The organism is Neobacillus sp. BF23-41 (assembly GCF_041106275.1).
This window is the reverse complement of the sequence record NZ_JBGBPR010000003.1, coordinates 333,830-345,659: the sequence shown is the minus strand read 5'-3', so window position 1 is coordinate 345,659 and position 11,830 is coordinate 333,830. Positions and strand designations below refer to the sequence as shown.

Sequence of the window (11,830 nt, the reverse complement as noted above, 5' to 3'; positions counted from 1 at the left end):
TATCAGTATTGAAGAAAGGGCAGAGGTGATTAAGAATGAGAGCGAGTGAAAAAGGAATGAATATCCAGTCAATGGATGGACGACTTTTCGGAGTTGATTTTCATGATTTTATTCAAAAGGAACAGCATACTACCTCGTTTGAACTGGCATCAGAATTTGGATTAACGATCGGTGATGTCAGAAAGTTAAAAAAACATTTAGAAAGATCATAAAACACTATTGACATTACCATCGATGCTCCGTAATATTAATAAAATAAAATGACATATTGCGACATAACCAATGATGGAGCATAGTAATTAAGCACAGTCATGAAAAGAGAGGAAATGCCCTAGGCTGAAAGCATTTCTACATGGAACTTAATGAAGGAACACTCCGTAGGCTTCTCTCTGAAAAAGGATCAACTTTAGTAGGAGAAGAACGTAGCAGGCGTTAACTGTTAAAGAGGAAGTGCATGAAATCTATGCCTTCAACTAGGGTGGCACCGCGGGATTATTATAACTCTCGTCCCTTGTATTCGTACAAGGGATGGGAGTTTTTTGTTGTTTAAAAGAAAAGCGGAAGCGTCCGTTTAGCGAGGTCCACTAGCCGCTGGACGCTCTTTTAGAAAAGCTAACGCTTTTCTTTCGTGCGAGGTATCGCTTTCGAAGCTTACTCTAATGGAGCTAGACACTATACTTACATAACTGATTAAATGAGGAGGTTTTCCACTATGTCAATAAGCATTCCACGGGGAACGCAAGACATTTTACCCGGAGAGGTTGAAAAGTGGCAGCTGATTGAAGCAAAAGCTAGAGAACTTTGTGAGAAATATCAATACAAGGAGATTCGCACCCCAATTTTTGAACATACCGATCTTTTTTCAAGAGGCGTTGGCGATAGCACCGATATTGTTCAAAAGGAAATGTACACATTTGAAGACAGGGGCAAAAGGAGTCTCACACTTAGACCTGAAGGAACTGCTGCGGTAGTTCGCTCCTATGTCGAGAAAAAAATGTTTGGGCTGCCTAATCAGCCTGTAAAGCTTTATTATATGGGGCCAATGTTTAGATATGAACGCCCACAAGCAGGACGGTTTCGCCAGTTTGTTCAGTTTGGAATTGAAGCCTTAGGCAGTAATGACCCTGCTATCGATGCAGAAGTCATTTCGCTCGCGATGAACTTGTATAAAGAAATGGGCTTAAAAAAGCTGAAGCTGATTATTAATAGTTTGGGTGACAAGGAAAGTCGGAACGCCCACCGCGATGCGTTAGTCAATCACTTTAAACCAAGAATTGGCGAGTTTTGTCAGGATTGTCAAAATCGTCTTGAAAAAAATCCGCTCCGTATTCTGGATTGTAAAGTGGACCGTGAGCATGAATTAATGAAAACAGCGCCATCGATTCTTGAGTTTCTGAATGATTTTTCAAAGAATTATTTTGAAAAATTACAGCGCTATTTAACCCAGCTTGATATTCCCTTTGAAGTGGATGCCAACTTAGTGCGCGGGTTGGATTATTATAACCACACCGCATTCGAAATTATGAGTAATGCGGAAGGCTTTGGGGCAATTACCACGCTTTGTGGAGGCGGCCGTTATAACGGGCTAGCTGAAGAAATTGGCGGTCCTGAAACGCCTGGAATAGGATTTGCCTTAAGTATCGAACGTTTTATTGCGGCTCTTAATGCAGAAGGAATCGAGCTGGAGATTAACGAAAGCATTGATTGCTATCTGGCTGCACTAGGGGAAGAAGCAAAGGATTACACGGTCGGACTGTTGCAGCAGCTGCGCAGGGCTGGCTTTTCAGCAGAAAGAGATTATTTAAATCGAAAAATTAAAGCTCAATTTAAAGCAGCCGATCGTCTAAAAGCAAAATATGTGGCGGTTCTTGGCGATGAGGAGCTTAAAAATAATAAAATTAATGTGAAAAATATGGCGACTGGTGAGCAAGTAGAAATCGATTTAGCAACTTTTATTAAACAATTCCAAGAGTTGCAGGAATAAGGGGAGGATATTTTATGTTTGGCAGATCATATTTTTGTGGGGAAGTACCTGAATCAGCAGTTGGTGAAAAAGTAACCTTGAAAGGCTGGGTCCAAAAAAGACGCGACCTTGGCGGATTAATTTTTATCGACCTTCGCGACCGTTCAGGTGTTGTTCAAGTAGTTTTTAATCCAGATTTATCTAAAGAAGCGTTGCAAATTGCTGAAAAGATCCGTAACGAATTTGTTTTAGATATTGTGGGTACTGTGGTAGCCCGCGATGAGGCAACCTTCAATGAGAATTTGAAAACAGGTAAAATTGAAGTGCAAGCGGAAAAAGTAACGATCATTAATGAAGCGAAAACACCGCCATTCATGATTTCTGACAAAACCGATGCTTCAGAGGACGTTCGGTTAAAATACCGTTACCTAGACTTCCGCCGTCCGGTGATTTTTGAAACCTTAAAAATGCGTCACCAAGTAACAAAGCAAATCAGGGATTTCCTAGACGGTGAAGGCTTTTTAGATATTGAGACACCCATTTTGACAAAAAGTACACCTGAGGGTGCACGTGATTATTTAGTGCCAAGCCGTGTTCATCCGGGTGAATTCTATGCGTTACCACAATCACCACAACTTTTTAAACAGTTACTTATGGTAGGTGGAATTGAACGCTATTATCAAATTGCGCGCTGTTTCCGCGATGAGGACTTACGTGCTGACCGTCAGCCTGAATTCACACAAATCGATATCGAAACCAGCTTTTTAAGCCAAGAAGATATCATGGGTATGATGGAAAAAATGATGACGAAGTTAATGAAAGAAGTAAAAGGAGTAGACGTACCTGCTGCCTTCCCACGCATGACTTACGACGAAGCAATGAGCCGGTTTGGATCGGATAAACCTGATACTCGTTTTGGACTTGAGCTTGTCGATCTTTCAGAAATCGTCAAGGACTCAGGCTTTAAAGTATTCGCTTCGGCAGTGGCAAATGGCGGGCAAGTTAAGGCGATCAATGTTAAAGGTGCAGCTGAGAAATACTCACGTAAAGACATTGATGCCTTAACAGACTTCGTTGCTGTGTATGGCGCGAAGGGGCTTGCTTGGCTTAAGGTGGACGCAGAAGGACTTAAGGGTCCGATTGCAAAATTCTTCTCTGAAGAAGACGCAAAAGCACTTACGAGTACGCTTGAAGCTTCATCAGGGGATTTGCTTCTGTTTGTTGCTGATAAGAAGAAGGTTGTCGCCGATGCTTTAGGTGCACTTCGACAAAAGCTGGCTAGAGATTTAGATTTAATTGATCCAAGTTTGTTCAATTTCTTATGGGTCACGGACTGGCCGCTTCTTGAGTATGATGAAGAGGATGGTCGTTATTACGCTGCCCATCATCCGTTTACGATGCCGTTTAGGGAAGATCTAGAGTATTTAGATTCAGATCCATCTAAAGTACGTGCCCAGGCTTATGACATTGTCTTAAATGGTTATGAATTAGGCGGAGGGTCACTCCGGATTTTTGAACGTGATATCCAAGAAAAGATGTTCAGCGTACTTGGGTTTACACCTGAAGAAGCAAAGGAACAATTTGGTTTCTTGTTAAATGCGTTTGAATATGGAACCCCTCCACACGGTGGTATCGCGCTCGGTCTTGATAGATTAGTCATGCTGCTTGCTGGCAGTACGAATTTAAGGGACACGATTGCTTTTCCAAAAACCGCAAGTGCAAGCTGCTTGTTAACGAACGCACCTGGTGAAGTTTCTGAGGCGCAATTAAAGGAATTAAATTTGTCACTAAATGTAAAAAAATAGCAGGAAATCGCTTTCATGAATCCTTGAATACCGATTTTTAATATGTTATTATAAAAGCATCAAAGAAGAGTCCTGAAATGTACGTTGCGTTGCCTGAAGTTTTGACCGAACATTATTTATACGGGAGTCTAGAGTTTCCTGATTGCGTAAATGCCTCACCCTTATACGGGTAAGGGGACTTACAATTTCGGGAATAGGACACCCACCTGCTGAGTGCGGGATCAAAACTAAGGAATTAAGAGTGACGGCATAATTGGGACTCTTTTCTATTTGCTTAAAACCAACCTCCTGAACGTTGCGGGAGGTTTTATTTTGCTTTCCAACTTTATTATTCCTATCAAGATACTTGTTTTTAATGGAGTGTATGATATATTTTTAATCGGGAAAAAGAAACTTAACGAATTTAATAAATTGGAGTGAACATAATGCTGCATCAATTTTCACGTAATGAACTTGCCATCGGCAAAGAAGGCCTTGATATTATGAAAAATAGCACGGTTGCTGTTTTAGGTATCGGCGGGGTAGGTTCCTTTGCTGCTGAAGCTCTGGCCCGTTCTGGCGTTGGCCGGTTAATTTTAATAGATAAAGATGATGTTGATATTACCAACATCAACCGACAGCTGATTGCTTTGCTTTCCACTGTTGGTCGACCTAAAGTAGAGATTATGGAAGAGCGGATCAAAGATATTAATCCAGATTGTGAAGTCATTTCATTAAAAATGTTTTATACAGAAGAGACCTATGAACAGATTTTCAGCCATAATTTGGATTTTGTCGTCGATGCTTCTGACACGATTGTCTATAAAATTCATTTAATGAAGGAATGCTTGAAGAGAGATATTCCAATTATTTCAAGTATGGGAGCAGCCAATAAAATGGACCCAACCCGTTTTAAGATTGCTGATATTTCGAAAACTCATACGGATCCAATCGCAAAAGTCATCCGTACGAAGCTGCGCAAGGAAAGAATCCATAAAGGGATTCCGGTTGTTTTTTCCGATGAAAGTCCGATAGTTATTCGTGAGGATATTAAAAAAGAAGTCGGCAATGAAAATGCACCTATCCGCAAAGCACAGATGCCTCCAGCATCCAATGCCTTTGTTCCATCTGCGGCAGGTCTGATCATGGCAAGCTATGTGGTAAGACAATTATTGAGCAGCATAAAAATCCAACGAGTATCTGATGAGAAATAAGCGTTATAGTGGGGCCCTAAACTTTTATTCGTTTAGGGTTATTTTTTTTACGTAGTAAGGTTCTAGGCTTACTTAAACTTGGAATAAAGGGATGGGGGGGTAACGTAGGAGGGTTCTACGTTACCGAAACCGTTCAAAGAAGGATGGAAGGGTAACATAGGAAGGGTCTACGTGACCGAAACTGTTCAAAAAAGAATGGGAGGGTAACGTAGGAGGGCTCTACGAGACAGATTCCGTTCAAAAAAGGATGGGAGGGTAACGTAGGAAGGGTCTACGTGGCCGAAACTGTTCAAAGAAGGAAGAGAGGGTAACGTAGGAAGGCTCTACGTGACCGGAACCGTTCAAAAAAGGATGGGAGGGTAACGTAGGAGGGCTCTACGAGACAGATTCCGTTCAAAAAAGGATGGGAGGGTAACGTAGGAGGGTTCTACGTGACCGGAACCGTTCAAAAAAGGAAGAGAGGGTAACGTAGGAGGGGTCTACGTGACCGGAACCGTTCAAAAAAGGATGGAAGGGTAACGTAGGAAGGGTCTACGTGACCGGAACCGTTCAAAAAAGGATGGAAGGGTAACGTAGGAAGGGTCTACGTGGCCGAAACCGTAAATAGAATGATGGGATGGCAACATCTTATGTTTTATGTGATTGTGAATATGAAAAGCAAAAGAAAATGGTCACTTAGGATCCACTAAGTGACCAAACTTATTAATAAAAGAAGGAAAGGGTATTTATGATAAATGTTTTTCTCAATTTAAGATACAATCCACGATTCATTCAAAATAGAACCATCGACCATACCCTATTGCTTTATAATTTTCCATTAGTACCCTTCTAATCATCTTTTTAGACTTTACTACCTGACACCATTCATAAACCAAAACAGTGGTAATTTTTATATCTGGGAAAAGGAACTTTAGTTCCACGACACTACGTAGTACTGCTGATTCAACCGGTTCTACATACCCACATTTTTTACACACAACAATAATATTATCCTCACCAGAAATCATCAATGAGTCGCACTTTTTACAAGCCATACCTTTCTTAAGTTTTCGATATTCATAAGTAGGTAATCGGGTCGGATAGGGTGACTCGTTCGAATGTAAAGATATTAATCGGTCCGCTAACCTTTTGTGTCTGTCATTTAGTTTTGACGGTGTCCCATCAAACTTTTTCATAAAACAATCAATCTGAGTTGGATAAATAATCGGCTGGTTAAGAGGCGCTTGATATAAGGTGAACTCGGGGTTGATAAAAATGACGGTTGGTTCAACGGGTATATTATAGCCAAGATTTTGAAGCAACTGGAGGAGTAATAATTTACTGCGTCTTATCTGGTCTAATGGATTAGTTATATCGGGCCCGGATATTTTATGGAACCCTTCAGTGTCGTAATAATAATCTCCGGAGAAGTTTTTTACCTCAAATGGATAAATCCTATCTTGAGCAATGATTAAAGTATCAATTTGAAACACAGTGTCGTTAACCTCAAGGCACAAGTCGTTTATTACTAACATATCACCTTGAAGCTTTTCGGTTAACAGATCAAACATCAATTCACCTTGGTAGCCTTTTTCAAGCTTAAAAAAGTACTTCTTTTCTGTTGGAGATAAATTACTTCGTATGTTTAAAGATCTCATAATTTTTAATTCCTTCGACTCACAACGAGACTTTAATGCCATAGTCGACTTCCTCTCATTTTAATAGAACCTAATCTTATTTTACAAAAAAGAGGGTAGGTTTAGGGGAAAGTATAAGAATATTTTGTTAAAATTTGCCGAAATCATTTTTGGTGATAACCTTTTTATGAGGTAAATACTTCTGCAATAAGATAAACTATGTGAGGATACATTGAGAGGAGTGAGAGGTTGGAAAAAATCGTTGAGTTAAAAAATGTTACAAAAGTAATTAAAGGAAGAACCATAATAGATAATATTAGCTTTCAAGTAAACAAAGGCGAGGTATTTGGTTTCTTAGGTCCAAATGGAGCTGGGAAAACTACAACTATTCGAATGATAGTTGGTTTAATGAGTATGACATCAGGGGATATCAGTGTTGGCGGTTCAAGTATTAAAAGTGATTTTGAAGACGCGGTGCGTTATATTGGTGCGATTGTTGAAAATCCGGAAATGTATAAATTTCTAACTGGCTATCAAAACCTGGTCCACTATGCAAGAATGTCAAAAGGAATTTCTAAGGAGAAGATTGCCGAAACAGTGGAACTTGTGGGATTAACTGACCGCATAAATGACAAGGTAAAAACCTACTCCCTGGGTATGAGACAAAGATTAGGGTTAGCACAGTGTCTATTGCATGATCCACAGGTGTTAATCCTTGATGAACCAACCAACGGTTTAGACCCTGCTGGAATAAGGGAAATTCGTGACTATGTCCGTCTCCTGGCACGTGAAAAAAACCTAGCCGTGATCGTTTCAAGTCATTTGCTTTCAGAAATGGAAATGATGTGTGACCGGATTGGGATTATTCAAAATGGGCGCTTGATCGATGTGCAGCTTGTCCATGAACTAGTCCACGGTGAAACTGAAATGACCTATGAAATGGAAGTAGTCCCTAGCGAAAAGGCGTTGGCACTTTTGGAGATCCACTATCCCAATGTTCGAGCTAAAAGTTCAAGGAATGGTATAACTGTGGAACTTCCAAAAGAAGAAATTCCGAATCTAGTGAAAACATTTGTTTCAGAGGAAATTCAAGTTTTTGCGATCAAAGAAGTAGCGAAGACGTTAGAAGATCGCTTCCTTGAACTGACAACCGAAAAGGAGGCGCCAAGTCGTGGTTAATTTAATTAAAAATGAATGGATGAAAATTTTTAGACGCCCTGGAACGTATGTAATGATTGCCATCCTGATAGTTATCATATCTATTTTTGGTATTTTTCATAAATACCAGGAACAGGATTTCAACCTCGATAAAAACTGGGAACAAACATCACAGCAGGAAAATGATGCACTAAAGAAGCAGATGAAGCAAAGCAATTCGAAGCTGGAGAAGCAGTTTTATAAGGAAGAAATTGCTATTAATGACTACCGAATAAAGCATCATATTCCCTATAATGAAAAATATAATGTCTGGACGTTCGTAAAAGATGCGTCACAACTCATTATCCTAGCAGGATTATTTACGATAATTATTTCGGCAGGGATTGTTGCGAGTGAATTCAACTGGGGTACCATCAAGCTATTATTAATCCGGCCGATAAATCGCAGCAAAATCTTAGCATCCAAATATCTTACCGTTTTACTGTTTGCGTTGCTGATGTTGGCTATCCTATTTGCTTTCTCTACTTTACTTGGTGCCATCCTGTTTGGAACGCCAGACCATCCTGTGCCGTATTTGAATTATGCCAATGGGCAGGTATCGGAGCAAAATATTATTGTTTATCTAATGATTTATTATGGGTTTAGATCGATTGACACGATAATGCTTGCGACGATGGCGTTTATGATTTCATCAGTTTTCCGGAACAGTTCTCTAGCAATTGGCTTATCATTATTTTTGTTATTCACAGGGGCTCAATTTACAGTATTGCTTTCGATAAAGTTTAGCTGGGCCAAATACATCTTGTTTGCCAACACCGATCTAATGCAATATGTGGACGGGACACCCATGATGGAAGGAATGTCAATGTCATTCTCAGTCATCATGCTCCTCATCTACTTTATAGCATTCCAATTATTAGCCTTTCTTGTCTTCAAAAAACGAGATGTGGCTGCCTAGATAAAGAAAAGGGTGTCAGGCACCATGTGAATTTTTCACATGGTGCCTGACACCCTTATTATTATTTCTTCCTTGATAGTTTCTCATAGACAATAGCAAGTGCCTGCTCGAATTTTCCGGTTTTCTTTGGTTGGTAGTATTGTTTGTGTTTTAATTTGTTGGGTAAATATTGTTGCGGTACCCAACCGTTTTCATAGTCATGTGGGTATTTGTAGTCAATTCCTCTGCCAAGCTCTTTTGCCCCTTTATAATGGGCATCCTTTAGATGGTCAGGTACTTCGCCGACGATGCCTTTTTGAATATCTTCGAGTGCGGCCTGAATGGCTAAGACAGCCGAGTTAGATTTTGGTGATAAGCATAGTTCAATCACGGCATTTGCAAGTGGAATTCTTGCCTCTGGAAAACCAATTCTTTCGGCGGTTTCAATCGCAGCTAACGTGCGCGCGCCTGCTTGTGGGTTGGCTAGTCCGATATCTTCATAGGCGATGACAATCAATCTGCGACTGATACTCGGCAGGTCACCGGCTTCAATTAATCGGCCTAGATAATGAAGAGCAGCATTGACGTCGCTGCCACGTATCGACTTTTGAAAGGCTGACAAGACATCATAGTGGCCATCCCCGTCTTTATCGGCAACAAGGCTTTTCTTCTGCAAGCATTCTTCGGCTGTTTCGACATTGATATGGATAAGATCATTGTCATCTTTATCGGTTGAGAGTACCGCTAATTCTAGTGCGTTCAAAGAACTCCTTACATCACCATTCGAACCTTGTGCAAAATGCATTAACGCGGCATCCTCAATTTCAACCTTTAATTTACCAAAACCGCGTTCATCATCCTCCAGGGCGCGAATTAAGGCCTGCTTGACTTCATCCGGTGTTAGCGGCTTTAACTCAAAAATCTGACAGCGGCTCCGGATCGCAGGATTAATGGCATGGTAGGGATTACTTGTCGTAGCACCGATTAATACAATCATTCCATTTTCTAAATAAGGTAATAAAAAGTCTTGCTTTGCTTTATCTAAACGATGGACTTCGTCGAGGAGCAGAATAACTTTTCCTGACATTTTTGCTTCAGCAGCAACAATTTCCATATCTTTTTTATTATTCGTCACCGCGTTCAGTGTTCGAAAAGCGTACTTTGTGCTGCCGGCAATTGCACTGGCAATCGAAGTTTTGCCAATACCAGGAGGTCCATACAAGATCATCGAGGTCAGCTGTTTGGCCTTCACCATTCTTGAAATTATTTTTCCTGCACCTACCAGATGCTCCTGTCCGACAACTTCTTCAATCGTTCGAGGCCGCATCCGAAAGGCTAAAGGCTTTTGCTGCATGTTACATCTCTCCAAAAAAAAGGTTTTTCTAATTGTCATTTAGATTATGTTTAGCTTTACATTATCATTTTTCCTTGAAAAAGCATATTAAAGAAGAATATGATATAATTCTAATGCCTATCAAATTACTAAGGATTTTTATTTTTAATATAGATATGAATAGAGGTGCGGTATGAAAATCTCAACAAAGGGTCGCTATGGTCTGACGATCATGATTGAACTTGCTAAAAAACATGGTGAGGGCCCGACTTCATTAAAAACGATTGCGCAAGCAAATGATTTATCTGAACATTATTTGGAACAATTAATTGCCCCATTGAGGAATGCAGGTTTAGTAAAAAGCATTAGGGGTGCATACGGTGGTTATATCTTAACAGACATTCCATCTAAAATTACGGCTGGTGATGTCATTCGTGTCCTAGAAGGACCGATCACACCTGTTGAAGGTATTGAAGATGAAGAACCAGCCAAACGGGAACTGTGGATTCGGATTCGGGATGCTATTAAGGATGTTTTGGAAAACACTACGTTAGAAGATTTAGCAAATCATAGTAATGATGAAGAGCCGGATGGTTATATGTTTTATATTTAGGGTAAAAAGTAACATTGGAGAATTATTTTGATAGAAGGTGTAAATGTGGAACGAATCTATCTCGACCATGCTGCCACATCTCCCATGCATCCAAGGGTTATTGAAAAAATGCTCGAGGTGATGAAATCAACTTTCGGAAATCCCTCAAGCATCCATTCTTTTGGCAGGGAAGCACGGCACCAGATTGACTTAGCGCGCGCGGTGCTAGCGGACAGCATTGGTGCAAAGGAAAACGAGATTATTTTTACAAGTGGAGGAACCGAGGCAGATAATATGGCGTTATTTGGGGTTGCGGAAACCTATCAGCAAAATGGCAGGCATATTATTACCTCCGTAGCGGAACATCATGCGGTTCTTCATGCTTGCAAAAAGTTAGAAAAAATGGACTTTGAAGTCACGTATTTACCTGTGGATGAAACAGGGCGAATATCAATGACTGAACTTCGTGCTGCCTTAAGGGAAGATACCATTTTGGTGTCGATAATGTATGGTAATAATGAAGTTGGCACACTCCAACCAATTACCGAGATTGGACAGTTATTAAAAGATCATCAAGCGAAATTCCATACCGATGCCGTTCAGGCTTACGGTGTCGAAAACATTGATGTCAATGAAAGCCAGATTGATTTGTTATCTGTCTCTGCCCATAAAATCAACGGGCCAAAAGGAACAGGATTTCTTTATGCCAGGTCCAATGTGAAACTGTCTCCTCGTTCCTTCGGCGGTGAGCAAGAAAGAAAAAGACGTGCTGGGACGGAAAATATTGCGGCGATTGTTGGATTTCATGAAGCTGTGTTGATTGCACATGAAGAACGTACAGACAAGCGTGATAAATTCTTTGATTTGAAAAAGAACTTGATGGAAAGGCTCCGTCAGCTAGATGTAGAATTTGACAGAAACGGATCGCTTGAATATTCTTTGCCACATGTATTAAACTTAAGCTTTCCTGGGACAAGTGTGGAAGCAATGCTAGTTAATCTCGATTTAGCGGGAATTGCTGTTTCGAGCGGTTCGGCTTGCACTGCGGGTTCAATTGAACCTTCCCACGTGCTTGTTGCCATGTTTGGGAAACAATCAGAACGATTAACTAATTCGATTCGTTTCAGCTTTGGCTATAATACGACAACCGAGGAAGTAATCAAGGCGGCTGAGGAAACAGCTAAAGTTGTTACTCGTCTGAAAAAATAAATCTTCGACGACTTTGCAGCATAA

10 protein-coding genes, 1 other RNA gene and 1 other annotated feature are annotated in these 11,830 nt (G+C 40.5%); of the genes, 9 read left to right on the top strand and 2 right to left on the bottom strand.

The annotated features are described in order from the left end of the window. The first annotated feature begins 35 nt into the window (after positions 1 to 35). The 5 genes from AB7942_RS07585 (at position 36) to AB7942_RS07565 (ending at position 4,961) form a co-directional block, all read left to right on the top strand. Positions 36 to 212, top strand: coding sequence for a hypothetical protein (locus AB7942_RS07585; protein WP_166253587.1), 177 nt, complete (start codon positions 36 to 38; stop codon positions 210 to 212). Between the two features lie 61 nt (positions 213 to 273). Continuing rightward, positions 274 to 515 (top strand) — a binding site (T-box leader). A gap of 197 nt (positions 516 to 712) precedes the next feature. Next, complete coding sequence (hisS, locus tag AB7942_RS07580; RefSeq protein WP_088089091.1) at positions 713 to 1,984, top strand: histidine--tRNA ligase; 1,272 nt, start codon at positions 713 to 715, stop codon at positions 1,982 to 1,984. Positions 1,985 to 1,998: 14 nt separating this feature from the next. Then, a complete protein-coding gene (gene aspS / locus AB7942_RS07575; protein WP_369446369.1) occupies positions 1,999 to 3,768 on the top strand; it encodes an aspartate--tRNA ligase in 1,770 nt (589 codons plus the stop codon). 66 nt (positions 3,769 to 3,834) lie between these two features. Next, positions 3,835 to 4,032, top strand: a non-coding RNA gene (gene ssrS, locus AB7942_RS07570) — 6S RNA. A 161-nt stretch (positions 4,033 to 4,193) separates the two neighbouring features. Continuing rightward, complete coding sequence (locus AB7942_RS07565; RefSeq protein WP_369446368.1) at positions 4,194 to 4,961, top strand: tRNA threonylcarbamoyladenosine dehydratase; 768 nt, start codon at positions 4,194 to 4,196, stop codon at positions 4,959 to 4,961. A 767-nt stretch (positions 4,962 to 5,728) separates the two neighbouring features. Here AB7942_RS07565 and AB7942_RS07560 read toward each other — a convergent pair. Beyond that, positions 5,729 to 6,640: an NERD domain-containing protein gene (locus AB7942_RS07560; protein WP_369446367.1), complete on the bottom strand. Its 912-nt coding sequence runs from the start codon at positions 6,638 to 6,640 to the stop codon at positions 5,729 to 5,731. A 186-nt stretch (positions 6,641 to 6,826) separates the two neighbouring features. On the opposite strand from AB7942_RS07560, the gene AB7942_RS07555 reads away from it, so the two are divergent. Further along, positions 6,827 to 7,756, top strand: a complete 930-nt coding sequence (locus tag AB7942_RS07555) for an ABC transporter ATP-binding protein (RefSeq protein WP_369446366.1) — start codon at positions 6,827 to 6,829, stop codon at positions 7,754 to 7,756. Further along, positions 7,749 to 8,693, top strand: coding sequence for an ABC transporter permease (locus AB7942_RS07550; RefSeq protein ID WP_369446365.1), 945 nt, complete (start codon positions 7,749 to 7,751; stop codon positions 8,691 to 8,693). Before AB7942_RS07555 ends, AB7942_RS07550 begins: the two co-directional genes overlap by 8 nt. 61 nt (positions 8,694 to 8,754) lie before the next feature. Here the strand turns inward: AB7942_RS07550 and AB7942_RS07545 are convergent, their stop codons facing one another. Next, on the bottom strand, positions 8,755 to 10,026 hold the full coding sequence (locus AB7942_RS07545; protein ID WP_369446364.1) for a replication-associated recombination protein A: 1,272 nt from the start codon (positions 10,024 to 10,026) through the stop codon (positions 8,755 to 8,757). Between the two features lie 172 nt (positions 10,027 to 10,198). Between AB7942_RS07545 and cymR the strand changes: the two genes are divergently transcribed. After that, positions 10,199 to 10,618 carry a cysteine metabolism transcriptional regulator CymR gene (gene cymR, locus AB7942_RS07540; RefSeq protein WP_088089084.1) on the top strand — a complete coding sequence of 140 codons (420 nt, stop codon included), beginning with the start codon at positions 10,199 to 10,201 and terminating at the stop codon, positions 10,616 to 10,618. Positions 10,619 to 10,663: 45 nt separating this feature from the next. Further along, entirely contained in the window at positions 10,664 to 11,806 is a 1,143-nt protein-coding gene (locus tag AB7942_RS07535; protein WP_369446440.1) for a cysteine desulfurase family protein, read from the top strand. The last annotated feature ends 24 nt before the right edge of the window (positions 11,807 to 11,830 follow it).

Excerpts from the sequence above, each read along its gene's own strand:
- AB7942_RS07585 (WP_166253587.1), top strand. The coding sequence starts at position 36 with ATGAGAGCGAGTGAAAAAGGAATGAATATCCAGTCAATGGATGGACGA.
- hisS (WP_088089091.1), top strand. The coding sequence starts at position 713 with ATGTCAATAAGCATTCCACGGGGAACGCAAGACATTTTACCCGGAGAG.
- aspS (WP_369446369.1), top strand. The coding sequence starts at position 1,999 with ATGTTTGGCAGATCATATTTTTGTGGGGAAGTACCTGAATCAGCAGTT.
- AB7942_RS07565 (WP_369446368.1), top strand. The coding sequence starts at position 4,194 with ATGCTGCATCAATTTTCACGTAATGAACTTGCCATCGGCAAAGAAGGC.
- AB7942_RS07560 (WP_369446367.1), bottom strand. The coding sequence starts at position 6,640 with ATGGCATTAAAGTCTCGTTGTGAGTCGAAGGAATTAAAAATTATGAGA.
- AB7942_RS07545 (WP_369446364.1), bottom strand. The coding sequence starts at position 10,026 with ATGCAGCAAAAGCCTTTAGCCTTTCGGATGCGGCCTCGAACGATTGAA.
- cymR (WP_088089084.1), top strand. The coding sequence starts at position 10,199 with ATGAAAATCTCAACAAAGGGTCGCTATGGTCTGACGATCATGATTGAA.